22 protein-coding genes and 1 pseudogene are annotated in these 26,985 nt (G+C 38.4%); 9 read left to right on the top strand and 14 right to left on the bottom strand.

Annotation, left to right across the window (positions count from 1 at the left end):
- The first annotated feature begins 1 nt into the window (after position 1).
- The gene (locus CYK18_RS02630; RefSeq protein ID WP_101784888.1) at positions 2 to 1,990 is read left to right on the top strand and encodes an ABC transporter permease; all 1,989 of its coding nucleotides are present in this window, start codon (positions 2 to 4) and stop codon (positions 1,988 to 1,990) included.
- 41 nt (positions 1,991 to 2,031) lie between these two features.
- Here the strand turns inward: CYK18_RS02630 and CYK18_RS02625 are convergent, their stop codons facing one another.
- Positions 2,032 to 2,727, bottom strand: coding sequence for a VIT1/CCC1 transporter family protein (locus tag CYK18_RS02625; RefSeq protein WP_084863375.1), 696 nt, complete (start codon positions 2,725 to 2,727; stop codon positions 2,032 to 2,034).
- Between the two features lie 513 nt (positions 2,728 to 3,240).
- Between CYK18_RS02625 and CYK18_RS02620 the strand changes: the two genes are divergently transcribed.
- The 4 genes from CYK18_RS02620 (at position 3,241) to CYK18_RS02605 (ending at position 6,380) form a co-directional block, all read left to right on the top strand.
- A complete protein-coding gene (locus CYK18_RS02620) occupies positions 3,241 to 4,005 on the top strand; it encodes a hypothetical protein (RefSeq protein ID WP_101784886.1) in 765 nt (254 codons plus the stop codon).
- 16 nt (positions 4,006 to 4,021) lie between these two features.
- On the top strand, positions 4,022 to 4,654 hold the full coding sequence (locus tag CYK18_RS02615) for a hypothetical protein (RefSeq protein WP_101784884.1): 633 nt from the start codon (positions 4,022 to 4,024) through the stop codon (positions 4,652 to 4,654).
- Positions 4,655 to 4,803: 149 nt separating this feature from the next.
- The gene (locus CYK18_RS02610) at positions 4,804 to 5,505 is read left to right on the top strand and encodes a response regulator transcription factor (protein ID WP_101784882.1); all 702 of its coding nucleotides are present in this window, start codon (positions 4,804 to 4,806) and stop codon (positions 5,503 to 5,505) included.
- The gene (locus CYK18_RS02605) at positions 5,502 to 6,380 is read left to right on the top strand and encodes a sensor histidine kinase (protein WP_101784880.1); all 879 of its coding nucleotides are present in this window, start codon (positions 5,502 to 5,504) and stop codon (positions 6,378 to 6,380) included. Before CYK18_RS02610 ends, CYK18_RS02605 begins: the two co-directional genes overlap by 4 nt.
- A gap of 39 nt (positions 6,381 to 6,419) precedes the next feature.
- Here the strand turns inward: CYK18_RS02605 and CYK18_RS02600 are convergent, their stop codons facing one another.
- The 4 genes from CYK18_RS02600 to CYK18_RS02585 form a co-directional block, all read right to left on the bottom strand.
- Positions 6,420 to 7,172, bottom strand: coding sequence for an ABC transporter permease (locus tag CYK18_RS02600; RefSeq protein WP_101784878.1), 753 nt, complete (start codon positions 7,170 to 7,172; stop codon positions 6,420 to 6,422).
- A gap of 10 nt (positions 7,173 to 7,182) precedes the next feature.
- Positions 7,183 to 8,091 (bottom strand): ATP-binding cassette domain-containing protein, encoded by a 909-nt coding sequence (locus CYK18_RS02595; protein ID WP_101784876.1) that lies wholly within the window; start codon positions 8,089 to 8,091, stop codon positions 7,183 to 7,185.
- A gap of 141 nt (positions 8,092 to 8,232) precedes the next feature.
- Positions 8,233 to 9,042 carry a Cof-type HAD-IIB family hydrolase gene (locus CYK18_RS02590; protein WP_101784873.1) on the bottom strand — a complete coding sequence of 270 codons (810 nt, stop codon included), beginning with the start codon at positions 9,040 to 9,042 and terminating at the stop codon, positions 8,233 to 8,235.
- Positions 9,043 to 9,241: 199 nt separating this feature from the next.
- Entirely contained in the window at positions 9,242 to 9,529 is a 288-nt protein-coding gene (locus CYK18_RS02585) for a DUF3270 domain-containing protein (RefSeq protein ID WP_101784870.1), read from the bottom strand.
- A 449-nt stretch (positions 9,530 to 9,978) separates the two neighbouring features.
- On the opposite strand from CYK18_RS02585, the gene metK reads away from it, so the two are divergent.
- The 3 genes and pseudogenes from metK to CYK18_RS02565 form a co-directional block, all read left to right on the top strand.
- A complete protein-coding gene (metK, locus tag CYK18_RS02580; protein ID WP_101784868.1) occupies positions 9,979 to 11,169 on the top strand; it encodes a methionine adenosyltransferase in 1,191 nt (396 codons plus the stop codon).
- A gap of 581 nt (positions 11,170 to 11,750) precedes the next feature.
- Entirely contained in the window at positions 11,751 to 12,821 is a 1,071-nt protein-coding gene (xerS, locus tag CYK18_RS02570) for a tyrosine recombinase XerS (RefSeq protein ID WP_101784866.1), read from the top strand.
- Positions 12,822 to 13,083: 262 nt separating this feature from the next.
- Positions 13,084 to 13,242 (top strand): annotated as a pseudogene (locus tag CYK18_RS02565) (integrase); the annotation flags it as partial.
- A gap of 137 nt (positions 13,243 to 13,379) precedes the next feature.
- On the opposite strand, the gene eno reads toward CYK18_RS02565, so the two are convergent.
- Positions 13,380 to 14,684 (bottom strand): surface-displayed alpha-enolase, encoded by a 1,305-nt coding sequence (gene eno, locus CYK18_RS02560; protein WP_000022821.1) that lies wholly within the window; start codon positions 14,682 to 14,684, stop codon positions 13,380 to 13,382.
- Between the two features lie 163 nt (positions 14,685 to 14,847).
- Between eno and CYK18_RS02555 the strand changes: the two genes are divergently transcribed.
- Positions 14,848 to 15,294, top strand: coding sequence for a DUF1694 domain-containing protein (locus tag CYK18_RS02555; RefSeq protein ID WP_101784864.1), 447 nt, complete (start codon positions 14,848 to 14,850; stop codon positions 15,292 to 15,294).
- Here the strand turns inward: CYK18_RS02555 and CYK18_RS02550 are convergent.
- From CYK18_RS02550 to pulA, 8 genes are all read right to left on the bottom strand, one after another.
- Complete coding sequence (locus CYK18_RS02550; protein WP_101784862.1) at positions 15,291 to 16,406, bottom strand: glycerate kinase; 1,116 nt, start codon at positions 16,404 to 16,406, stop codon at positions 15,291 to 15,293. The two genes, CYK18_RS02555 and CYK18_RS02550, sit on opposite strands and share 4 nt — an antisense overlap.
- Positions 16,407 to 16,414: 8 nt before the next feature.
- The gene (serB, locus tag CYK18_RS02545) at positions 16,415 to 17,059 is read right to left on the bottom strand and encodes a phosphoserine phosphatase SerB (protein ID WP_101781915.1); all 645 of its coding nucleotides are present in this window, start codon (positions 17,057 to 17,059) and stop codon (positions 16,415 to 16,417) included.
- 58 nt (positions 17,060 to 17,117) lie between these two features.
- The gene (gene glgA / locus CYK18_RS02540; RefSeq protein ID WP_101784860.1) at positions 17,118 to 18,551 is read right to left on the bottom strand and encodes a glycogen synthase GlgA; all 1,434 of its coding nucleotides are present in this window, start codon (positions 18,549 to 18,551) and stop codon (positions 17,118 to 17,120) included.
- A complete protein-coding gene (glgD, locus tag CYK18_RS02535) occupies positions 18,548 to 19,687 on the bottom strand; it encodes a glucose-1-phosphate adenylyltransferase subunit GlgD (RefSeq protein ID WP_101784857.1) in 1,140 nt (379 codons plus the stop codon). Before glgD ends, glgA begins: the two co-directional genes overlap by 4 nt.
- Positions 19,677 to 20,819: a glucose-1-phosphate adenylyltransferase gene (locus tag CYK18_RS02530; protein ID WP_101784855.1), complete on the bottom strand. Its 1,143-nt coding sequence runs from the start codon at positions 20,817 to 20,819 to the stop codon at positions 19,677 to 19,679. The genes glgD and CYK18_RS02530 overlap by 11 nt, the downstream gene beginning before the upstream one ends.
- Complete coding sequence (gene glgB / locus CYK18_RS02525; protein WP_101784853.1) at positions 20,809 to 22,737, bottom strand: 1,4-alpha-glucan branching protein GlgB; 1,929 nt, start codon at positions 22,735 to 22,737, stop codon at positions 20,809 to 20,811. Before glgB ends, CYK18_RS02530 begins: the two co-directional genes overlap by 11 nt.
- Before the next feature lie 274 nt (positions 22,738 to 23,011).
- Positions 23,012 to 24,436 carry an NADP-dependent glyceraldehyde-3-phosphate dehydrogenase gene (locus CYK18_RS02520; protein WP_101781907.1) on the bottom strand — a complete coding sequence of 475 codons (1,425 nt, stop codon included), beginning with the start codon at positions 24,434 to 24,436 and terminating at the stop codon, positions 23,012 to 23,014.
- A gap of 265 nt (positions 24,437 to 24,701) precedes the next feature.
- The gene (gene pulA, locus CYK18_RS02515) at positions 24,702 to 26,981 is read right to left on the bottom strand and encodes a type I pullulanase (protein ID WP_101784851.1); all 2,280 of its coding nucleotides are present in this window, start codon (positions 26,979 to 26,981) and stop codon (positions 24,702 to 24,704) included.
- Positions 26,982 to 26,985 lie beyond the last annotated feature (4 nt).

The raw sequence follows: 26,985 nt of genomic DNA, 5'->3' as shown, positions 1-26,985 counted from the left end.
TATGTTTCGATTAACCAATAAGTTAGCGGTATCGAACTTGATTAAAAACCGCAAACTCTACTATCCTTTTGCGCTGGCTGTTCTCTTGGCAGTCACTGTCACCTATCTCTTTTACTCTCTAACCTTCAATCCAAAGATTGCTGAAATCCGTGGAGGAACAACCATTCAGGCTACACTTGGATTTGGTATGTTTGTCGTCACCCTTGCATCAGCCATTATCGTCCTCTATGCCAATAGTTTTGTTATGAAAAACCGTTCCAAGGAACTAGGAATTTATGGCATGTTGGGCTTGGAGAAGCGTCACCTGATCAGTATGACCTTTAAGGAGTTAGTGGTATTTGGGATTCTAACTGTTGGAGCAGGTATCGGTATTGGAGCCTTGTTTGACAAGTTGATTTTTGCTTTCTTGCTCAAACTGATGAAATTGAAGGTTGAGCTGGTCGCTACCTTCCAAATGAATGTTGTCATTGCAGTACTTGTTGTCTTTGGATTGATTTTCCTAGGCCTCATGTTCCTGAATGCCCTTCGAATCGCCCGTATGAATGCCCTCCAGCTCTCGCGTGAAAAAGCAAGTGGAGAGAAAAAAGGTCGTTTCTTACCTCTCCAAACTATTCTTGGTTCGATTAGTTTAGGGATTGGCTACTATCTTGCCCTTACAGTAAAAGATCCTCTGACAGCCTTAACAACCTTCTTCTTAGCTGTTTTACTGGTTATCTTTGGTACTTATCTATTGTTTAATGCAGGGATTACAGTCTTTCTACAAATCTTAAAGAAAAACAAGAAATATTATTACCAACCAAATAACCTTATCTCAGTGTCTAACTTGATTTTCCGTATGAAGAAAAATGCAGTTGGACTAGCAACTATCGCTATCTTGTCAACAATGGTTTTGGTGACCATGTCTGCAGCGACAAGCATTTTCAATGCTTCAGAAAGCTTTAAAAAAGTTCTGAATCCTCATGATTTTGGGGTTTCAGGGCAAAATGTTGAAAAAGAAGATTTGGACAAACTCTTGAGCCAGTTTGCAAGTGACAAAGGTTATAAGATTAAAGAGAAAGAAGTTCTTCGTTACGCTTACTTTGGTGTTGCAAACCAAGAAGGTAGCAAGTTAACCCTTTTTGAAAAAGGACAAAATCGTGTCCAACCCACAACAGTTTTCATGGTATTTGACCAAAAAGATTATGAAAATATGACTGGCCAAAAACTGTCTCTATCAGGAAATGAGGTCGGACTCTTTGCAAAGAATGAGGGAGTTAAAGAACAGAAAGCTCTAACTCTAAATGATCATCAATTTTTTGTCAAAGAAGAATTTACTAAAGATTTCATTGTAAACCATGTTCCAAATCAGTTTAATATTTTGACTGCTGATTACAATTACCTTGTTGTTCCAGATTTACAAGCCTTTTTAGACCAATTCCCAGATTCGGCTATCTATAATCAGCTGTACGGTGGTATGAATGTAAATGCCAGCGAAGAAGAACAACTAAAGGTCGCTGACGAGTATGATAAATACCTCGATCAATTTAATGCACAATTAAACACGGAAGGTAGCTATGTTTATGGTAGCAATCTAGCAGATGCTAGTGCTCAGATGAGTGCCCTCTTTGGTGGTGTCTTCTTTATCGGTATTTTCCTATCCATTATCTTTATGGTCGGAACCGTTCTGGTCATCTATTACAAGCAAATTTCTGAAGGCTACGAAGACCGTGAACGCTTTATTATCTTGCAGAAAGTTGGTTTAGATCAAAAGCAAATCAAGCAAACTATTAACAAACAGGTTTTAACTGTTTTCTTCCTTCCTTTGCTCTTTGCCTTCATACATCTAGCCTTTGCCTACCATATGCTTAGTCTGATTTTAAAAGTGATTGGTGTAATAGATACGAATATGATGTTGATTGTGACCTTGTCTATCTGCGCTATCTTCCTCATCGCCTATGTGTTGATTTTTATGATTACCTCAAGAAGTTATCGCAAGATTGTCCAAATGTAAAAAAGATACCTCGACTTCAAAATCGAGGTATTTCTTATGTTCTAAATGCTGAAAAGTTGTCCTAGCAGAAAGGTAACTCCCATGGTCAAGAGGCCAATAGCTAAGTTCCGAATCATAGCTGTTTTGGTTGGAGCTTTTCCAAGTTTGGCACTAGTGTAACCAGTGAGAAGAAGAGCCACACCGACGATAAGGACAGTAGCAGGGATGCGGTAATCACTTGGGAAAATGGTAATTGAAAGCATGGGTGGTAAGCTACCAAGGAAAAAGGAAATAAAGCTAGAGATGGCAGCGTGCCAAGGATTGGTAAATTCTTCATACTCTATCCCATATTTTTCCTCTACCAGAGCCTTGAGTGGATTTTTAAGAAAGGCCTTGTTGGTCAAGAGTTGGGCAGAGGTTTCACATTCTCCATTTTGGATATAAGCAGTATAGAGGGATTTTTTGGCTAGCTCCATATCTTGGTCTAGCAAGAGCTGCTCACGCGCAACGGCCGCTTCCTCTGTATCTTTCTGAGTTGAGACGGATACATATTCTCCACCAGCCATTGAAAAGGCACCAGCTAAGATAGCCGCAAAACCTGATAAAAAGATAATCCAGATATTGCTCGTAGCACTAGCAACCCCGATAACCACACCAGCAATGGAAATAATTCCATCGTTAGCACCAAGAACACCCGCACGCAGGATATTTAAACGACCTGCAAAATTTGAATCGATTTCGTGATTTGTTTCTGACATACTATTCTCCTTTTTATCCAGTATAAAGGAAAAATATAAGGAAATCAATCTTTTAAAAGTATCTGAAAAAAGTTGCACGATTTTAATTTTACGAGCTTTTTTTAAAAGTTAGAAACACCACTAGCTAGTAGAGAAGGATAAAAGCAAAGCAAAGCTGATAGACTAGTCCTTTTTCTAGTTATCTATGGTATAATAGGAGGTAGATTTACTAATCGGAGTAAGAAATATTTTATGATTAAACTAGTAGCAACAGATATCGGTATAAGTAAATTGATACAATAGAATATAAAGAAAGCCTTGGAAAAAAGTTGTTTTAAGGATTTTTACTGTCTATAGATAGAAGGAAATGGGTATCAGAAATACTTTGATTCTATGGAGACACCCTTGATTTGTTAAACGTTAAATTGTATGTTTCCAAAGTCAATCATCTTGAGACAGTATAAACGTATGTTATAAAATGCTATAATCATTCATAATATTTAATTTTAAATTACTGTATGCGAGGAATGGAATATGCCAAAATCATTTGATGAATTTTACTTTTACACTGCGGATAAGAAAGAAGATATTCAGATTTTAAATGATTATTTTGTAAAATATAAAAATCTAGGAATTTATCAAGATAATATGTTCTGCCCAGAGTGTAAACAAGCAGAGTTATCTTACATCCCTAAGACTTCACAAAGGAGAGCACATTTAAAAAGAAAGACTAGTTCTAAACACACTAATTGGTGCTCTTATCAATTTGATTATGCTAGCAAAGAGTATATAGAGGAATATTTTAAAAATCTTCGTGATGACCAAATTAAAGATAAGCTTGATGCCATGATGAGAAGTCTTTTTTTTAAAAAAGAATATTTGCCTCAAACACCGATAGCTCTAGGAGATTCTAGTGATGAAAATCCTGTAGTTCTGACAAGAAAGGTTGAAAGACAAGTACATCATAAATCTTTAAGAAGAAAAAGTATTGAAAAATGGCTAGATAAAGAACTTGAAGATGAACTTCATCTTTTCTATGGTAAAGTACGTTTAAGCATTTCAGAATGGCATAATGAACAAGGATATACTCTTTATTTTTTGAATATTTTTTGTAAGGATTCGAATAGGAAATGGAAAAAGAAAGCAAGTATATATCTTGGTGGTAAAGTTTTGCTTAAAGTTGAAGAAGATACAGATTATTATTTAGTTGCAATTGGTCATTTAGATTTTTCAAAAGGATTTCCTCCAAAACTGAAGTTGGCAAGTAGACAAGCTTTCTCCATTGAGAAAGTTTTATGATAAGCAGAGGTGTAAAATGGCTTGGGTTGAATATTTAATTGATAGTTTAAAGAGAATTTTCTTAAAAAAGTCTATATCTGATTTTGAAAACGAAACAGAGAATGGAGAGGAAGGATATGATTCTAGATTTAATGATTCTACTTCAGAAGAACGAGGGATCAATATTAAAACGTATTATGAAAATTGGGAGAATCAGACATTTGAATCTCTATTACAAGAGCATGGCTGTGTAGAATTAAAATTGCTGATTAATAATAATGAAATTTCTGAGAGTTTTAGTTTTTGTAATATTGGTATAAACTATAGTATTACCAAAACTGCAGATTTTAATTTCAGGTATAGAAGTATTAGTGTGCTACCTAAGTATAGAGAAAGAGGTGTATGTAGCTACTTGCTATTAAAATCAATTATTGTAGTTTTAGAAACACTAGAAAACAAAAATGTAGAATTTTCTTTAGTAAATACAGTAAAAATTGAAATTGAAGACAGATTTTCAATTTACGATTCTATTTTAACGGAAAAAATGCCTAATAAAAATATGCAATATAGGGTATTTTTATCTGAAAATAGAGATACTGATTTAGCACAGTTAAGGGAAATGTACAATAGCAAACTAGAAAAAATAACTGCTAATTTAAAATTTGCTTAGTATGAAAGTATCGATCTAGTCATCATTTAATCAATATTTCATCTGAAAGAAATTATTTAGTTCACATAAAGTGTGTTGTTCTGCTTGAAAAATTGAGAGACTTTGAAACAATAAAACATGCTATAATAGTTGCAGAAAGGTTGGTATTTATGGCTAGGATATTGGTTATTGAAGACAATAGTGACATTCAAGAGATTTTGCGAACACTTCTTACTGAGGAGCATGAGGTAATTCAAGCCTTTTCTGGTACAGAAGGAATCATGCGTTTTGACCAAGGTGGGATTGACCTCGTTTTGCTAGATATCATGCTTCCTGGGAAAAATGGTGATCAGGTTTTAAAAGCCATCAGGGAACAAAGTCAAACTCCAGTCATTATGCTAACAGCTTTGAGCGATAAGAAGTTAATCAGTCAATACCTCTTAGACGGTGCCAATGATTACATAGTCAAACCTTTTGATTTGGACGAAGTCTTTGCCAGAGTTACTGTTCAATTACGTCAAAGCGTAGAAAAACAGCCTATGGAAATAGGAAAAACTGAACATCTGCTACAAAACTTGAAAAATATCCAGTTTGATGCAGAAAGTTTTGAAATCAAAAATAGCCAGGAAACGATTCGCCTTGCCAAGAAAGAATGCTTGATTCTCCAAACTCTCCTTAAACACCCTAAGAAAATTTTCACCAAGGAAGAACTTTATGAATTGGTCTGGGAGGATAGCTACCTACCTGGAGATAATACTCTCAATACGCATTTGAGTAATCTTCGAAAAAAATTAAACCATCTTGACCCAAATCAAGAATATATTGAAACCATCTGGGGAGTTGGTGTAAGATTAAAAGGAGACAAGCAATGACCTACATGATAATCTTTATCCTACTGGTACTCATAATTATTTTATCAATTGCATTAATTCGCTACCATCTAGCACTTAAAAACTTGAGTCAACAGATTGAAGACAAGATTCTCACAGGTAGTATGAAAAGAGTCGGAGTGAACATTTTTTCCAAACATTTTTTACAACTCTACCAGCAGATTGAGAATTTATTTCAAGAAGTGGAACAATCTCGATTGGTTATGAAAAGGGAAAAGCAGACTCTGGATATGGCCATCAGCAATATCGCCCATGATATTCGGACGCCTTTGACTATCGCTTCAGGCTACACCCAACAATTGATAAAATCTCCTGAAGATAAATTAGAAACCCTACAAAAAATAGCCCAGCATCTTGATTTAGTTTCCAAACGTTTGGAGGCTCTCCTAGAATATCGTCGTTTGATGGAAGGAGCTGTCAAACCGAAACTGGAAGAAGTGGATTTTTCAACTTTTATCACCAAAAAGACTCTGACTTATTATGATGTTTTTCAGGCGGCAAATATCACGCTTGATTTTAAGGTTGAAGCTGGTTTAACAATGAGGACTGATGAAGACTTGCTGGATCGCATTTTACAAAATTTGCTTGGAAATGTCCTCAAGCATGGTAAGGAAGAAGCGCGTCTATCTTTGAGAAAGGAAAAGGAACAGCTTGCCTTAGAGATTGCAAACCTTGTCAAACAACCCATCAAAAGAATAGAAAATCTCAGCAACCGTTTTTATTCTGAAAATCTATCTGATACTGAAGAATCCTCTGGCTTAGGCCTTTATATCACTGAGGAATTATGCCATCTTCTCGGTGCAGAGATGAAACTAAGCACAGATGGGCAATGGTTGTCAGTTTTTATTTACTTTTAACGAAATAAACCTCCTCTGTAGGCTAGAGGAGGTCATTTTTTATAGACTTTTCTTTTTGAAAACTGCCAGTCCACTTAGATTAAAGATTACAATAACAGCTAAGGTAACTATAAGTGTATAGAAAATGGATTCACTATTAGCAGTCATAGCATAGAAAAACTGCAATGATAAATATGGCAAAATTTTGATACTTGGGAAGATGAGCATTGGCATAGAAAGTAAGATAGAGCTGACCAAATAGCCAATAAATACTGCAAGATAAGAATGACTAACATAGAGAATAAAGGAAACAATGGAAAGCCAAGCAAGGAGGCAAAGGAATTGAAGGGAAATGGTTATCAGTAGATTTCCAATAAAGCCATCAGGCATAGTGCCAAATCCATTTAAGATAGTTGCTGGAATAAAGGCAATAACAAGGCTGATGATAAGTTGCAATAGTGCAATACAAGCCACTACAAAGGCTTTAGCAAGGAAAAACTCTGTACGAGAAACACCTACTGTCAAACTATTTTTATAGAGCTTTCCGATTAAATCAACACCTAAAACTAGGCAAGTTAGAATAATACAGAGAAAAACGAGGTTTGAACCTTGACTAGATGCGTTAATCAGGGCTTGTACACCGTCCCAACCATGGGTTGGAATTTCTGGCTCTTCTGTCTGGATTGCCATCAGATGGCCAGTAGCTCCAATACTTGCGCCCATTAGCATGAGAGAAAAGAGAATGAACTCTGTAATCCAAAAACCTTTGGAACGGAAAAGACGGTAAAAGTCTGCTTGAATGGTATGTATCATGATTTTCCTCCTATTCGACCAATTGAGTGAAGTATTCTTCTAGGTTTTGACGGGCATAGTAAATCTCGTCAATGGCAACATCTGCCAAGGTTAATTCCTTAAGAATCTGTTTGACATCTTGTTCCTGACCAAAGATATGGATTTCATTCTCAGGATTGACAACCTTGAACTGGAGCTGGATTTGTTCTTTCAATACTTGACAAGCTTTCTCTCTGTCAGCTGTCTTAAGAACAATGTAATCTTCACTTAGTGTTTCAAATTCAGCTTTGCTGATTTCACGGATAATCTTGCCTTGATCTAAAATACCAAAACGATTGGCAATGAGATAGAGTTCTGACAAAATATGGCTAGAGATGAGAATGGTGATCCCTTTTTCTTGATTGAGCCGTTGAATCATTAATCGAAATTCTTTGATACCGATTGGGTCGAGACCGTTGATAGGTTCATCTAAAATCAGGAAGTCTGGTTTGGATAGAAGGGCAATGGCGATACCAAGTCTTTGTTTCATTCCTAGCGAGAAATCTCGAAAGACTTTCTTACCTGTATCTGCCAAACCTACATAGTCCAGCGTTTCTCGAATGACTATATCATCATTTGGAATATGGCGAATCATACAATAATATTTCAGATTTTGATAGGCTGTTAAGTGATTATGAGCTACGGGTGATTCGATAACAGAACCTACTCGAGATAGAGCCTTGGTCCACTCATTTTCCGATTGACTAGAAAAGAGGGAAACAGTTCCTTTATCCGCAAACAGTAGCTGCGTAATGATTTTTATCAAGGTGGTTTTCCCAGCTCCATTCTTCCCGATAAGTCCATAAATATCTCCCTCTCTTATCGTTAGATGAAGATCCTGAAGGATAGCTTGTTTGTCAAAGTTTTTGGACAATCCATGAATGTCAAGTACTGTTTTCATGATTCTCTCCTTTTGATTTATTTTGTTAACTTTAGTATAAAGCATAGAAATCAAAGAAAGCTCAAGGATTTCTAAAGAGTTTCTAAAGTTTTAGGAATTCTTAAATATCAAAACCCAGTTGACATGAACTGGGCTTCTTAATTATAAAATATATTTCTCAATGGCACGCGCAACACCGTCTTCTTCGTTGCTTGCTGTAACGGCATCCGCAAGGGATTTGACATAATCGCTGGCATTTCCCATTGCAACACCAAGCCCTGCAAACTGGAGCATTTCGATATCGTTATTGGCATCGCCCATGGCCATGATTTCTGAGGAATCAATCTTCAAAATGTCTGCTAGTCGAGAAAGAGCAGTAGCCTTTGTCGTACCAAGTGGCATAGCTTCATAAATGACAGGCTGCGAACGAACTCCACTAAATCGTTGACAGAGTTCCCCAGCAAAACGCTCTTCAAAATCGTCAGTTTGACTCTCTGTTCCTAAAAACATACCTTGGAACATCCGGTACTTACCACTAGTCGCTTCCTCAAGGGGAATTTCAGTCAGGTCTGAAAAGACTAGTTTAGCATCATTTTCAATGACTTGATTGGGCTTGCCACCGAGGACAAAATAATGCTCCTCATCAAAAAGAGTCAACTGAACATCACTTTTTTCAGCTAGCTCATAGAGGTACTCGATGTCTGCTGGACTGAGTTCTTGCCAATCAACCAGACTCCAATCACTTGTCTGGTGAGTTGAGCAACCGTTGTTAACAATCACATACTCATTCTGGAGATCAAGCCCCAATTTTTTATAGTAGGGGAGGACACCGAAAAGCGGGCGACCTGTACAGAGAACCAGTTTGACACCTTTTTCAATAGCTTTGTGAATAGCAGTAATGTGAGCTTGTGGGATTTCCTTGGCTTCATTGAGGAGGGTTCCGTCCATATCCAAGGCTAGTAGTTTAATCATAAGACTTCCTTCTTTATCTTTTGGTATTATTATAGCATATATTAGAAAAGGTTACACGTTATTCAATTAAGCAAATAATTATATTTAGCAAGCTGGTCAAAAAAACAGAGGATTTAAGATGAATAACACATTTTTCATCTTAAATCCTCTGTTTTCCTTAATTTTTCACAAATCAACTTGATTAGACGTGGGGTATGATTTATCTTCTAAATTTTCGTTTGATAATAGAGCGTTGGACTTTTAAAACAAGTAAGCTAAATCCGATTGCTACGACAAATGCAAGAGCAGTTGATAATTTTAATGCTAAAAAGATAAAACTAAAGATAGCAATACAGATACAAAAAACAGCAATATTAACAAAAAATAGGATTTCCTTGAGATTGGTATCAGATTGTGCTTCAGGTGTATAATCTTGATAGCGAGGAATCTGATGATTTAATTCTTCTTGATAGTCTACCTCATAGGATTGTAATTTTCTTACAGGCATTATTCTCTCCTTAACTGTACATACCTATTTTATCATTTTTTAATCGGATAATTATTACAGTAAGGTTACAAAAAGAATAAAGTCCCTTTTCATTTTCAAACTATTGTTCAGGACACGATAGTTTGAAAATAATAGTACGCATAATATTTAAGGTTGTTAAACACCTATTGAAAATAGATTAGTAGAAATTGAAACAGTACATTAATACTCTTCAAAATAAGTTAGCGTCATCTTGTATTAGGTATATGTTACTAATTTAGTCAGTTTTATCTACAATCAAAAAGCTGTTCTTTGATTTTTATTGAGTATATAGACTGCAAATTGCACTTAAAAATGGTATAATGATAAAGTTATATAGTCCCGATAAGATGGTAGGTATTCATTACTAAGGAGTTTTCCTACCAGTACTTTGTAACTCTATAACACTATTTTTAAGGGGGGACATTTTTATGTCAGAACGTAAATTATTCACGTCTGAGTCTGTATCTGAGGGGCATCCAGATAAGATTGCAGACCAAATTTCAGATGCGATTTTGGATGCTATTTTAGCCAAAGATCCAGAGGCGCACGTTGCTGCTGAGACAGCTGTATACACTGGTTCCGTCCATGTTTTTGGTGAAATATCTACAAATGCCTATGTGGATATTAACCGTGTGGTTCGTGATACCATTGCAGAGATTGGCTATACCAATACCGAGTATGGATTTTCTGCAGAGACGGTGGGAGTCCATCCGTCACTTGTTGAGCAGTCACCGGATATCGCCCAAGGTGTTAATGAAGCCTTGGAGGTTCGTGGAAATGCTGATCAAGACCCACTTGACTTGATTGGTGCTGGTGACCAAGGGCTCATGTTTGGATTTGCAGTGGATGAAACAGAAGAGCTCATGCCATTGCCAATTTCACTCAGTCATAAATTGGTTCGTCGTCTGGCAGAACTTCGTAAGTCTGGGGAAATTAGCTATCTTCGCCCAGATGCCAAGTCACAGGTTACGGTTGAGTACGATGAAAATGACCGTCCAGTACGTGTGGACACAGTCGTTATTTCTACTCAGCACGACCCAGAAGTCAGCAACGAACAAATTCACAATGATGTCATTAGCAAGGTTATCAAAGAGGTTATTCCAGCCTCTTACTTGGATGAGCAAACAAAATTCTTCATCAATCCAACTGGTCGCTTTGTAATCGGTGGACCTCAAGGAGACTCAGGCTTGACTGGTCGTAAGATTATCGTAGATACCTATGGTGGCTACTCTCGTCACGGTGGTGGTGCCTTCTCTGGTAAAGATGCGACTAAGGTGGACCGTTCTGCCTCATATGCAGCTCGTTATATTGCCAAGAATATTGTTGCAGCGGGTCTTGCTAAGAAGGCGGAAGTACAATTGGCTTACGCTATCGGTGTTGCCCAGCCTGTTTCTGTCCGTATCGATACCTTTGGTACAGGAACAGTAGCTGAAAGTAAGCTTGAAAAAGCAGCTCGTCAAATCTTTGACCTTCGCCCTGCAGGAATTATCCAAATGCTGGACCTCAAGCGCCCAATTTACCGTCAAACAGCGGCTTATGGACACATGGGACGTACAGATATTGACCTTCCATGGGAACGTTTGGACAAGGTAGATGCTTTGAAAGAAGCAGTTAAATAAAATCTTGAGAGAGGGACTTCCCCTCTTTTTTACTGATAAAACATTTCACATACAAATAATTGAACTTTGGTAAAAATAAGACTATATATAGCTCTTCAGTTGTGTAGTATTAACAGAAGTTTAGTGGGTGAGTTCTTTATCATTTTCCTTATTCTGTTGACTATTTCATTCTGGTTTAGTATTTGGAAACTAGAAAAAGCACTAGCTAATAATTCACAATGTAATTCCAAAGATTTAGATCCGAAAACTGGAAATTTTTGTACTTTTACCTAGACAGTGGATAAACCCTTGATACGACTGAGTTTAAGGGGTAATGTACACTCTTTGAAAAATGTACTTTATAATCGAAATGTACTTTATTTTAAGATTGGATAAAGTACATTTTTTGATCCAGTAGCTTAGATACATAATGTACATTTTAGACAATTTTGAACGAAAAAAATTTTTAGTTATATCTTCGGTCTAAGTCTTTTTATCACTTTAAAAAACTGCTATATCATCTTTCCGAAAAACTATAATTTTCTTGAAAAATATATAAGTCTATGCTATACTACTTGTAGACTTATTTATGGAGAAAATACATGAAACGTGAGATTTTACTGGAACGAATCGACAACCTAAAACAAATCATGCCCTGGTATGTTTTGGAATACTACCAATCTAAGCTTGCTGTGCCTTACAGTTTTACAACCTTGTACGAATACCTCAAGGAATACGATCGATTTTTCAGCTGGGTTTTGGAGTCTGGTATTTCAAACGCTAATAAAATATCTAATATTCCTTTATCTGTCTTGGAAAATATGTCTAAGAAAGATATGGAATCCTTTATCCTTTATCTACGAGAACGTCCTTTGCTGAATGCTAATACAACCAAGCAAGGAGTTTCTCAGACAACCATCAATCGGACCTTGTCAGCACTTTCTAGTCTTTATAAGTATTTGACTGAGGAAGTTGAAAACGATCAGGGAGAACCTTATTTCTATCGTAATGTAATGAAGAAAGTTTCAACTAAAAAAAAGAAAGAAACACTTGCTGCCAGAGCTGAAAACATCAAACAAAAACTCTTTCTTGGTGATGAAACAGAAGGTTTTCTTACTTATATTGACCAAGAGTACCCACAACAGCTCTCTAATCGAGCTCTCTCATCATTCAACAAAAATAAAGAACGTGATTTGGCCATCATTGCTCTTCTCTTGGCGTCTGGTGTCCGCTTATCTGAAGCTGTTAATCTGGATATAAGAGATCTCAATCTCAAGATGATGGTTATTGATGTCACTCGAAAAGGGGGAAAACGTGACTCGGTCAATGTCGCTGCCTTTGCCAAACCTTATCTAGAGAATTATCTAGCCATTCGTAATCAACGCTATAAGACAGAAAAAACAGATACAGCCCTTTTTTTGACTCTCTACAGAGGTGTTCCTAATCGTATCGATGCTTCCAGTGTTGAGAAAATGGTTGCCAAATACTCAGAGGATTTTAAAGTGCGTGTAACACCACATAAACTGCGCCATACCCTAGCAACTAGGCTCTATGATGCTACTAAATCGCAAGTTTTGGTCAGTCACCAGCTAGGTCACGCCAGTACACAAGTCACTGACCTCTATACCCATATCGTAAATGATGAACAAAAGAATGCTCTGGATAGCTTGTAAATTACATAAAATAAATTATGTAATAAACCAGAAAGGGATTCAATAAACTATTAATCTTATTTGATCAAATCACATGCAATATCTGACCTAGTAAATAGTTTTAAAGAATTTGAATTAAAATTTATGTGACTACTAGCTTATCTTCCTTTGTAATATACTGGATATGCAAATCACTTATAATTGGTATTCATCTCAAAATAAGAGGATTCAACAAAAATAAATTAAATTGAGCACCTATAAAAGCATGTTGCCTGCGATGACCAATATTTTATCAGAAAATAAAATTCCTTTAAAAACAATCACGGACAGGGTTGGTCATTCCGAATCTGAAGTCACTACTTCCATCTATACCCAAGTCACGAAGAATATGAAAGATGAAGCAATCAATGTACTGGATAAAGTTATGAAAAAGATTTTTTAAAAAGTTTTGCCCCTTTTTTGCCCACTAAATACAAAAATAGCCCTTCGGATAAAATCCGAGGGGCTAGAAACGTTGTTAAATCAACGGCCGAACTTTTGAATTTCAAGGTTCGGGATAAAATAGTTCACTGAACTATTTTATTTTTTCAAGTTGTAGAATGATTTCAATCCACGGTATTCAGCTACTTCACCAAGTTGGTCTTCGATGCGAAGCAATTGGTTGTATTTAGCGATACGGTCTGTACGTGAAAGTGAACCAGTCTTGATTTGTCCTGCGTTAGTTGCAACTGCGATGTCAGCGATTGTTGAATCTTCAGTTTCACCTGAACGGTGTGATACAACGGCAGTGTAACCAGCTTCTTTCGCCATTTCGATAGCGTCGAATGTTTCAGTAAGAGTACCGATTTGGTTAACTTTGATAAGGATTGAGTTAGCAGCACCTTCTGCAATACCTTTTTCAAGGTAAGAAGTGTTTGTTACGAAGAAGTCGTCACCAACCAATTGAACTTTACCACCAAGACGTTCAGTAAGAGCTTTCCAACCGTCCCAGTCATTTTCATCCATACCATCTTCGATAGTGATGATTGGGTATTTGTTTACCAATTCTTCAAGGTAGTCGATTTGTTCTGCAGCAGTACGTACAGCTGCTCCTTCACCTTCGAATTTAGTGTAGTCGTAAACTTTACGTTCTTTATCGTAGAATTCTGATGAAGCACAGTCAAATCCGATAAATACGTCTTTACCAGGAACATATCCAGCAGCTTCGATAGCAGCAAGGATAGTTTCAACTCCGTCTTCAGTTCCTTCAAAACGAGGAGCAAATCCACCTTCATCACCTACGGCTGTTTCCAAACCACGAGATTTAAGGATTTTCTTAAGAGCATGGAAGATTTCAGCACCCCAACGAAGCGCTTCTTTGAATGATGGCGCACCAGCAGGTACGATCATGAATTCTTGGAAAGCGATTGGAGCGTCAGAGTGAGAACCACCGTTGATGATGTTCATCATTGGAGTTGGAAGAACTTTAGTGTTGAATCCACCAAGGTAGCTGTAAAGTGGGATTTCAAGGTAGTCAGCAGCAGCACGAGCTACAGCGATAGACACACCAAGGATTGCGTTTGCACCCAATTTACCTTTGTTAGGAGTACCGTCAAGAGCGATCATAGCACGGTCGATAGCTTGTTGATCACGTACATCGTAGCCAATGATAGCTTCAGCAATGATGTTGTTTACGTTGTCAACAGCTTTTTGTGTACCAAGACCACCGTAACGAGATTTGTCACCGTCGCGAAGTTCAACTGCTTCGTGTTCACCAGTAGAAGCTCCTGATGGAACCATACCACGTCCGAAAGCACCTGATTCAGTGTAAACTTCTACTTCAAGTGTTGGGTTACCGCGTGAGTCTAGGACTTCGCGAGCGTAAACATCAGTAATAATTGACATTTTTTACTCTCCTTATGAGTTAAATTTTTTACACCTCTATAATACCCTAAAACCCCTCCTTTTTCAAGAAAAAACGTTATCTTTGTGCAAATTTTCCTTAACTTTATAAAGTAATCGCTTTCTTTTGTCTGTTTTATTCTAACTTTTATGATATACTGTTTTCATGACAGATTTATCAAAACAATTACTTGAAAAAGCTCATGGTGGGCCAAAATTAAATCCGGATGAGCAAAGACGCTATCTTGGTACCTTTGAGGAAAGAGTTCTTGGATATGCAGATATTGACACAGCAAATAGCCCTCAGTTAGAAAAAGGGTTTTTATCTATTTTAGAAAATCTTCAGGAAAAAGCAGAGCCACTATTTGTGAAGATTTCACCAACTATCGAATTTGACAAACAAGTTTTCTACTTAAAAGAAGCAAAAGAAACTGATAGTCAAGCTACCATTGTATCTGAAGAGCATACTTCTTCTCCTTTTGGCCTGATTATCCACACCAATGCACCAGTTCAAGTAGAAGAAAAGAACCTTCGACTTGCTTTTGCAAAACTTTGGGAAGTTAAAAAGGAAGAACCATCCAAAATATCCTTATGGAAAAAATGGTTTGGCTAAATCTTGCGCATATTTAATAAGTGCCCGATATTGGCTGCCGTGCGCTCCAGATAGAGACTGGCATTTTTCAAACTATCTTCTAAAGGTTCGCTTTTCTCTAAAATAGAAAAGGCAGCTTGGATATTTTCAAATGGAAGGGATGGTAAATCTTCAGCAAGACTACCACAAATAGCAATGACAGGAACTCCGACAGGGGTTCTTTTTGCTACGCCTATCGGCGCTTTCCCAGCAAAGCTTTGATTGTCCAGTCTACCTTCACCAACGATAACCAAGTCAGCATCTGCAACTTTCTTATCAAAATCAATCAAATCTAAACAGGTATCAATTCCAGACACGATATTTGCCTGAGCAAAGGCACACAAACCGCCAGCAATGCCTCCACCAGCTCCTGCTCCTTTAATTTGCAATGTTGCAAGGGTGACTTTTTCATAAAAATCTTGGATCGCTTGATCTACGGCCTCAAACATAGTAGGATCTAGGCCTTTTTGCTTGCCAAACGTGTAGGTCGCACCTTGATATCCACATAAGGGACTCACGACATCTGCTAAAATACGAATTTGCACATCTTCAGGAATTTTATAGCGATTTTCTGTTGAGACAGAAGATAAGTTTAGTAAGGATTGACCGCATGCAGGCAAGACATTTCCATCCCTATCATAAAATCGATAACCTAAACCAGCAGCAATCCCAATACCGCCATCATTGCTAGCCGTACCACCAACGCCGATATAGATTTCTTTAATCCCTTGAGCAATGAGATGGCGAATCAACTCTCCGATACCACGAGTTTGGATTTGAAGTGGATTTCGTTTCTCTATCGGAATTTTTCCAAGGCCAACTAAATCAGCAACTTCAAATAGTGCCAGTTGACTTTTTTGAAAATAGCGCATGGCTTCTTTTTGGCCAAAAGGGCCTGTCACTTGGATCCATTTTTCTTCTAGGTCAAGAGAATGTCGAATAGCATCTACAGTACCTTCTCCCCCATCACCAACAGGACAGAGGAGACATTCTACATCTGCTATTGATTGTTGGAAGCCTCTTTTTATTGCTTCAGCTACCTCTTCAGCGGTCAAGCTTTCCTTAAACGAATCTGGTGCAATTACAATCTTCATATTTTCCCTCATTCTAAAAAGTCAATCAAAGGTAGAACTTCTAAAAAATCCCTCTTGTCAACATGATTTGGTATTTCTTTTTTGAGTACCTCTTTGGCACAAAAGGCGATTCCTAGCCCCGCCGACTTTAACATTAATAAGTCATTAGCCCCATCTCCGATTGCAACCATTCTTTCTCTAGGAAGTTTTAGTTTCTCTCTCCATTTTTCCAGAGTCTTTTTTTTGACCTGGGGACTGATAATTTGTCCAACTAATTTTCCTGTTAACAGACCGTCTTTGACTTCAAGTTGGTTGGCAGAGAAATAGGCAATGTCGAGGGATTTTGCTAATCTCTCAACTATTGGAGTAAATCCACCGGACACCAGACCAACTAGGATACCATTCTTTTGGAGAATGGAAATGAATTCCTGGGCATTTGGCGATAGATGAATAGTGTTAAAGACTTTATCAAAAACCGAAACAGGAAGACCTTCCAGCAAGGACACTCTTTTTCTTAAACTGCTTTCAAAGTCTAACTCTCCTTGCATTGCCCGACTTGTAATCTGTGAAATTTCCTCCTCACGACCTGCCTCTTTACCCAAAAGATCAATCACTTCTTCTAGGATTAAGGTTCCATCAACATCCATAACACACAAACCTTTTACTTGAGACATCAGTTCTCCTCTCTAAATAGCCCAAAAATCGTATGAAGTCATCATACGATTTTATCTATTAATTAACTAAACTATGGTACAAGTCAAGGTATGACCTGCAGGCTGTATCCCATGAGAAATCACACTCCATAGCTTGTTTTTGTAGATTTCTCCAAACATCAGGATGGTTTCTATACAAGTCCAAAGCTGTTTGGAAAGTCCAATTTAACCAGTAAGGAGATAGATTGTCAAAGCTAAAGCCAGTACCGCTTCCTTCGATTGGATTGAAAGCGCGAACGGTATCTCGCAAGCCACCAACTTCATGGACCAATGGCAAGGTTCCGTAACGCATGGCCATCATCTGAGACAAGCCACATGGTTCAAAACGACTTGGCATGAGGAAGAGGTCACAAGCGGCGTAGATTTCTTGAGCAAGTTTGACATCAAAAGTGATATTTGCTGATAGCTTGTCTGGGTAAATCTGAGCAAACCATGAGAAAGCTCCTTCAAAGGCTGGATCTCCAGTTCCCAAAAGAACAACCTGAACATCATTTTGCAAGATATGGTGAAGACTTTCGACCACCACATCAAAACCTTTTTGACGTGTCAAACGAGAAACAATTCCCACTAGAGGAACGTCAGATCTAACTGGCAAGCCAACTCTTTCTTGCAATTTTGCCTTGTTCTGAGCTTTTCCAGACAAATCTTCCTGATTAAAATGATAATCTAAAAGAGCATCCGTCTGAGGATTATAAAGATCAGCATCAATCCCATTCACGATACCAGACACCTTGCCAGACTCCATTCGAAGAATTTGATCCAAGTTACATCCGAACTGACTGGTCATAATTTCATGAGCATAGCTCGGTGAAACGGTTGAAACACGGTCAGCATAAAGAATACCAGCCTTCATCCAGTTCAGACAGTTGTTCCAGCGAAGGGTACCATCAGCATAACGTTCAAAACCGACTCCAAACAAATCCCATAACATTCCTTCTGAAAATTGTCCTTGAAATTCCAAATTATGAATGGTTAAAACAGTTTTAATACCTTGATAGGCTTGAATCCAACGGTATTTTTCCTTTAACAAGAAAGGAATCATAGCTGTATGGTAGTCATGGACATGGAGAAGGTCAGGAATAAAGTCAATCCTTTCCATGGCCTCAATGGCAGCAAGTTGGAAAAAGGCAAAGCGTTCTCCGTCATCAAAATCACCGTAAACATGACCGCGGAAGAAATAATATTGGTTGTCAATAAAGTAGAAAGTCACACCGTTTAAGACTGTTTTCTTAATTCCACAATACTGTCTGCGCCAACCGACACTCACCTCAAAATGAAGAACATCTTCAATCTGATTTCCAAATTTAGCCTCTACCATGTCATAGTAGGGTAAAATCACTGCAACTTCATGCCCAGCTTTTACCAGTGATTTAGGAAGAGCGCCAATGACGTCTCCCAAACCACCTGTTTTTGAAAAGGGTGCACCCTCTGCTGCTACAAATAAAATTTTCATGAATGAATATCCTCTGTTACTTTGCTACCTTTCATAACGACAACTGGATGTTCTGCAGTTCCTCGAATCACAACACCTGGCTCAACTTCCACACCCTTGTCCAAGATAGCATATTCGACCTGAGCACCTTCTCCAATAACAACGCGAGGGAAGAGTAGACTATCTTTAACCAAGCTATCCTTATGGACATGAATATTACGTGATAGAACAGAATTAGCCACTTGACCTTCAATGATACTACCAGAAGCAAACTGAGAAGTACTTACCTTAGATGTATTGGCATAGTAAGTTGGCTCTTCGTTTTTGACCTTTGTATAAATCTTTTGATTTGGTGAGAAGAGAGAGTAGAATTTTTGTGATTCAAGCATATCTTTGTTAGCTTGATAATAAGACTCTACAGAGTGAATATTTGCCAGATAACCTGTGTACTCGTAGGCAAAAGCCCCTTCTTTTGCAGCCAAATCCCGTAAAACATAGCGCAACTTCTCTGGATGTTCTTTCTTAGCTTCTTCTTCTAAGCGTTCAATCAACCAAGGTGTATCAACGACAAAGATATCTGTAGACATGTTATAGATTTGATCTGGTAACTTGCTATCAAAGAGTTTATGAGAACAAACATGGTCTGTTTCATCCACTTCCAAGATTGCGTTTACTTCTGAAATGTCTTTCTTAGCTAGCTTTTTATAAACTACAGTGATAGGTCCCTTTGTTGTACTATGTAGATGGAAAACTTGGTTCAAATCAATGTTAATCAAGACATCGCAGTTGAGGGCAACCGTTTGGTTTGAGCCAGAACGTTTCAAATAAGTAAGAAGCTGTTGGTAGTATTCTTTTCCAACTGTGCTACTTTCTACACGGGTATTGTAAATACCTAGATAATAGTGACTGAGAAGAGTTGATAAGCCCCACTCACGTCCTGAACGGATATGGTCAAAGACAGAACTGATATTATCTTGTTGGAAAATACCAAAGATACTACGGACACCTGCATTAGCAAGACTTGAAAGCGGGAAGTCAATCAAGCGATATTTCCCACCAAATGGCAAACTAGCTACTGGACGGTGGTCTGTCAGTGTTGACATATCATGAAAACCAACTGTATTTCCTAAAATGGCAGAATATTTATCAATCTTCATCTGTTGCTACCCCCACTACTTCATTATATCCTACAACTTGTACTTCTTCTGTTCCATCAATTTCGACACCGTCAGAAATAACTGCACCTTCACCAATAATGGCACGTTTGATTTTAGCTCCCTGACCAACAATTGCACCACTCATGATAACTGAATCTACTACTTCTGCCCCTTCGCGAACTTGCGCACCTGTTGAAAGGATAGAATGTTTAACAGTTCCATCTACAAAACAGCCATCAACAACCAAGGAATCTTCCACATGAGCATTTGCCCCAAGGAAGTTTGGTGGTGAAATTAAGTTTCTTGAGTAAATCTTCCATTGACGGTTACGGCTATCCAAGGCATTCTCTGGAGAAATGTACTCCATATTGGCTTCCCAAAGTGACTCAATGGTACCAACATCTTTCCAGTAACCTTTAAATTCATAGGCATAGACACTTTCACCTGACTCAAGGTAATTTGGAATGACATTCTTACCGAAGTCTGACATATCCACATTACTCTTTTCAGCAGCAACGAGCATATTGCGCAGACGTTGCCAATCAAAGATGTAAATTCCCATAGAAGCTTTGGTAGATTTAGGTTGAGCTGGTTTTTCTTCAAATTCCACAATGCGGTTATTGGCATCTGTATTCATGATACCAAAACGGCTAGCTTCTTTCAGGGGAACATCCAGAACTGCTACTGTCAAGCTGGCATTATTATCCTTGTGAGACTGGAGCATATCATCATAATCCATTTTGTAGATATGGTCCCCAGACAGAATCAAGACATACTCAGGATTGACACTGTTGATATAGTCGATATTTTGGTAAATAGCATGACTAGTCCCTTCGAACCAACGATTTCCTTCACTTGCAGAATAAGGTTGAAGAATAGAGACACCAGAATTGATACCGTCTAGTCCCCAGCTTGAACCATTCCCAATATGGTTATTGAGAGCAAGTGGTTGATACTGTGTAATGACTCCAACATTGTTGATGCCTGAGTTGGCACAGTTTGAAAGAGCAAAGTCAATGATACGGTAGCGCCCACCAAATTGTACAGCTGGTTTTGCAAGGTTTTGAGTGAGTTTTCCGAGACGAGTTCCTTGCCCACCAGCAAGAATCAAAGCTAACATTTCATTCTTCATTTTCTACTCCTTTTTGGTTTTTATTTGTGACGGTTTTAGTAGGTTTCAAGCGACGTTTGATTTTCCATACACTTGCTCCCATAGCTGGTAGGGTAAAGGTCAGGGTCTGCTCATAATCTTTCCATAGTCCTTCTTGCGTTTGAACAGTTTGATTATGTTCTTTCCAAACGCCTCCCCACTCTTCTAACTCAGTATTCCAGACTTCTTCGTAAATCCCTGCGACAGGAAGCCCGATTGTAAAATCTTTTCGTTCCACAGGTGCCATGTTAAAGACACAGACTAGCATGTCGTCCTTCTTACCTTTACGGATGAAGGACAGAACACTCTGGTCTCGATTATCCGCATCGATGATTTCAATCCCATCATAGCTGGTATCAATTTCCCACAGACAGCGGTGGTCTTTGTAAAACTGGTTTAGCTGAGAAGTGAAATACTTCATCTTAGCATTCATTGGATCTTCTAGATTAGACCATTCCAACTGTTCTTCAGATTTCCATTCTAGAAATTGCCCGTATTCACTACCCATGAAGAGCAATTTCTTACCAGGGTGACAAATTTGGTAAGTGTAGATATTGCGTAAGCCTGCGAATTGATTATAGCGATCTCCCCACATCTTGTGCATCATACTCTTCTTACCGTGAACCACTTCATCGTGCGAGAATGGTAGGAGATAGTTTTCATTGAAAACATACATAAAGCTGAAAGTCACCAGGTTAAAGTCATATTTACGATAAATCGGATCTTCTTCATAGAATCGGAGGATATCATTCATCCAGCCCATATTCCACTTGTAGTCAAATCCTAGACCACCAAGCTCTTTCATTCCCGTAATCTTGGTTGCTGACGAACTTTCTTCAGCGATCATCATCACATCTGGATGTGCTAGTTTAATGACATCATTCAAGCGTTGAAGGAAATAATATCCTTCATAGTTGAGATTGCCACCATCTTTATTAGGTGTCCATGGAGCATCATCGTAGTCAAGATAGAGCATATTGCTAACTGCATCCACTCGAATACCATCTAAATGGTAAAAGTCAATCCAAAACTTAATACTAGAAATCAAGAAGGACTGGACTTCATTCTTTCCAAGGTCAAAATTGAGAGCGCCCCAACCGTAGTTATGAGCCTTATTATGGTCTTGGTACTCAAAAGTCGGTGTCCCGTCATAATAAGCTAAGGCATCATCATTAATGGTGAAATGACCAGGTACCCAGTCTACAATAACCCCAATATTGTTTAAGTGACATTCCTCAACAAAATCTTGAAACTCTTCAGGGCGACCATAGGCATGCTCTAAAGCGAAGTAACCCATAAGCTGGTAACCCCAACTCAAACCGAGAGGGTGAGACATCAAGGGCATAAACTCAATGTGAGTATAGTTCATCTCAACTAGGTAAGGAATGAGTTCATCTTTCAATTGTGCAAAACTATAAGGACTTCCATCTGGATTTCTCTTCCACGATCCAGCATGAACTTCGTAGATATTGACAGGACGTTCAAAGAAAGTCCAACGTTTTCTGCGAGCTAACCAAAGCCCATCCTTCCATTTCTTTTCTGGAATCTCTGTTAAAATAGCTCCAGTACTCGGACGTGCCTCATACCGTACAGCCAAAGGATCAATCTTCATCAACTGATGACCATTTGCGCGTGTGATATGATACTTATAAATTTGGCCTTCTTGAGCAAGAGTAGTGAAGACTTCCCAGACTCCAAATTCATTTCGTTCCATCGGAATTTGATTTTCTACCCAATTCGTGAAATCTCCCACCAAGTGGACAGTCTGAGCATTGGGAGCCCACACACGAAATGTATAACCGTATTCTCCATTTAGTTCTTCCCTATGTGCTCCTAGATAATGCTGAAGGTGAAAATTTTCTCCTGTCATAAAGGTGCGCAAAGCTTCTCTTTTATCCATAATACCTCCTCTTTTCTGTAAGCGTTTTCTATAGATTTATTATACTACCTTTTTAGGGAAGATTCAAGTAAATTACGGAATTTGCAAAAAAATCTTTTGAAAGTCTTCAACAAATTCACTGATGTGTTCACTTGTAAATCAAGAAATTTTCAAACAGATTATGAAAACGAATTGTTTTTTTACAATACTATCATAAAGTTCGTCATTTTACTAATAAAATTGTTGTTTTAAAGTAAAAAATAAAATCAGGAAAACAATTTCCTGATTTTATTTTTTATTTCACATCAAAAACAATGGATTTGACATTTGTCATCGCTTCAATGCTATATTTAATTCCTTGCACTCCAGCTCCAGAACCTTTGACACCAAGGAATGGGAAATTATCTGGACCACGTTGGGTTTTATTATTAATATGAACTGTACCCACTTCAAGTTTTTCAGCAATTTCAAAAGCCTTTTTGAAATCATTTGTAAAGACTGAGGATTGAAGGCCGAATTCAGATTCGTTGGCAAAGGCAATTGCTTCTTCTACATTAGCCACACGAATAATTGGTAAAACAGGGCCAAATGGCTCTTCCCATGCTACTTTCATATCTTTTGTAACTTGGTCAAAAAGCACTGGCCAGAGAAGATTGCCCTCACGTTTGATTGGTGTAAGAGCCTGAGCCCCTTTTTCTTGTGCATCCTCAATCAAGTCCCAAATAAAGTCGGCTGAAGCATTGTCAATAACAGGTGTAATATCAGCATTGTCAAATGGGTCACCAACTGTTAATTTAGCAACCTCTGCTTGAAGCAAAGTAACTAATGTATCTGCAACACTTTCGAGAACAATGACCCGTTTAATTGCCGTGCAACGTTGGCCTGAGTAGCTAAAGGCACCCGCAACAATTTGCTTGGCAGCATGTTCCAAATCTGCATCTTCTAGTACAAGAGCTGCATCTTTCCCACCAAGCTCCAGCATGATAGGACGCATACCAGCTAAACGACCAATACGTTCTCCGATTGGAGTTGAACCTGTAAAGTTGATGAAGTTGACTTCTTTGTGCTCAATGATATAATCCCCAATTTCTGAACCACGACCCGTAATGGTATTGAAAACACCTGCTGGAATCCCTGCTTCTTCAAAGGCTTTAGCCAACAAGAGACCAGAAATGGAACCTTGTGTTGGTGGCTTAAACATAACAACATTCCCTGCAATCAAGGCCGGAGCAATCTTAGAACCAGAAAGATTAACTGGATAGTTAAAGGGAGCAATAGCTAGCACGACTCCAACCGGCTCACGACGGACAACAGCCAGTTTGTTTTTACTTGCTGCCTCAAAACCACCACCTTCCATTGCTTGTCCAGTGATACGGAGACCTTCCTCAGCAGCATAACGAATCAAGTCTGCTGTACGCACTACTTCTCCAATGGCTGCTTTAATCCCTTTTGCTACTTCTTTGGCAAGGATAGTACCAATTTCTTCCTTATCGCGTTCTAAAATAGCTGCTGTTTTATGCAAATAAGCCGCACGTTCAACTGCTGATAAAGCTCGCCATGCTGGCAATGCTGCACGCGCAGCTTGCATAGCCTCATCTACTTCCGCTTGGCTCATAGCTGGTACTGTCCCTAATTCTTCTTGATTGATTGGTGAATAAATCGTAATTTCTTTTTCAGATGATTTCCATTCTCCATTTACTAAATTCTTATATCTTGTCAAATTCTCGTCCTCCTGAAAATGATTAGATATATTTTACCAAATTTTCAGAAAATTACAACCCTTTTTGCAATATTTTTGAGATTATTTTCACAAGCTTGACTTTTCAAACTATTTGAACTCTTTTGTTAAGCAGTCAGTACAAGAAGAAAAGGCTTAGATGAACTAAACCTTTTTCATGCTATGTTATTCTTCATTGAGTTTTATAATTTTTAGCAAGAAGATATCCTAGAAATTATACGACACAATTGAAAACTTTTGATTTTTTCTACAAGACTTTAAAGACGCTGGCACTGACGCCACCAACCATATCTTTATCACTTAAATGGCTATTGGTCACCAATAGTTCTAGATTTCCAGCATTTTCAAACTGGAAGTCTTGCCCTTTAGCATTAAATACAACCAGTAAATGGTCTTCCCCTTGAATCTCATAGACAATCAAACCACTATGTTCATTTGCTGAATGAACAAAAACATGATGGTAAATTTCATCATAAGTAGGGTAAGAAAAGGCACCGGTTCCTGTCTTCAATCGAATCATCTGACGGATAAACTCAATACTATCTTGACGCTCATTAATCAAATCCCAGTTCACTTGGTTCACACTGTCAGGAGCGTTATAGCTATTCATAGCACGCTCTCTATCATCATGGGTCAACTCACCATTTTCACCAGTCACAACTAGTTTGGTACGACCAAATTCTTGACCGATTTCCATAAAGGCCATCCCTTGCATGAGTAGGTTCATAGCTGTTGCTGTCTCAACCTTGCGCATGATTTGTTCTGAACTTTGGTCTGGATGAAGAGTTGCCAATAAATCATGAAGATTGTAATTGTCATGGGCTTCCACATAGTTAAGTACTTGATTTGGATGTGTATAGGTTCCTAATTCACGACTGCCTAGGATTGCTTTGGCAAGAATTGGCTCTGTCGCAGCACCGCTGACAAAACCTGATTTAATTGCACCGTAAACTTCTCCACCTTTAACAGCATCACGCTGATTGTCATTAAAGAAACCAATATTTGGCATTTCGTAGGCGTTGTCTTTCTTAGCCTTGTCATAAGGGGCAAGACCTGTTCCCATATCCCAACCTTCTCCATAGAGGATAATGTTAGGGTCGATTTCATCTAAGCTTTGACGAATCATCTGCATGGTCTTGACATCATGAATCCCCATTAAGTCAAAACGGAAGCCGTCAATATTGTATTCCTGCACCCAGTATAGAAGGGAATCAATCATATACTTGCGGAACATTTCGTGTTCACTGGCTGTTTCATTTCCAACGCCTGTTCCATTCTGGAAGGTACCGTCTGGATTCATACGATAATAGTAATCAGGGACAGTTGTTTGGAAAGGTGCATCAACAACTGAGAAGGTATGGTTATAGACCACATCCATAATGACACCAATTCCCGCATCGTGGTAAGCTTGAACCATGGTCTTCAAATCACGAATAACCTGAGCTGGATCATCTGGATTAGTTGAAAGGCTCGTTTCTGGCGCGTTATAGTTTTGTGGGTCATAACCCCAGTTGTAGGTTACATTCCCATCCTCATCATATTCTTTATGACGGTCTGCAATTGGTTGCAACTGAACATAATTGTAGCCGATCTTCTTGATGTAATCAAAAGCAGTTGACTGGCCGTACTGGTTAACTGTTCCAGTCTGAGCAGCACCTAAGAAAGTTCCTCTAAGATGTTCATCCACACCTGAGGTCGGTGATTTGGTCAAATCACGAATGTGCATTTCACAGATAACTGCCTTACATGGGTTTGCCAAGCGCCAAGTAGCCTCAGAACCATGCTTAACCTCGAAGTTTTCGACTTGTTTTTCTGCATGGCTTAGAATAGCAGAACGTTTGCCATCAGGACTGGTAGCAATGGTATAGGGATCGCGTGTCACTGTTTGGTGGTGAGGGAATTGGACTTGATACTGATAAGCCTTACCAGTCAAATCTTCCTCAACATCCAAACTCCAGACACCAATAGTATTGTCCTTATGGTTATAAGAGTAGCTATTGCCTCTCTCCATATCAAAAGTCTTCCAAACAGGTGCATCATTAGTAGCTGATTCATAAACAACTACCTGCACTTCTGTCGCTGTCGGAGCCCAGAGGACGAAATGTGCCTGATTATCCTCTACACGGCAACCCAATACACCTTGGTAGCCCCAGTGGTGGTCGAAACTAGCACTATTGATAGCCTTGTCAAAGGCAAAAGGATTTTGATTTTTATAGAAAGGACTGGCAATAGCAGGATTTTCAGAATAATAAATTCTATCATCCCCTTCCAAAATCCAGACCTCTGTTAAGAGGGGATAGTGATTAAAACGGATAGCATACTCTTTACTGATTTGGCCGGTATGAACCACAAAATTCAAGCTTTCTAAGGGATGAACGCTTGGGTGTTCGAAACTAAATAAAGCACCAAAATAATCTTCTTTGTAGGTTAGCAAATCAATTCGCTGGTCCTGACTTTTTACAAAAGAGCAAGTGTCATATTCTCCATTCTTGCGGTGGTAATGAATGCGCATAGGGTAGTTATACATTTTT

Source organism: Streptococcus mitis, from assembly GCF_002860865.1.
GTDB lineage: Bacteria > Bacillota > Bacilli > Lactobacillales > Streptococcaceae > Streptococcus > Streptococcus mitis_AT.
This window is presented reverse-complemented; position numbering and strand designations above follow the sequence as displayed.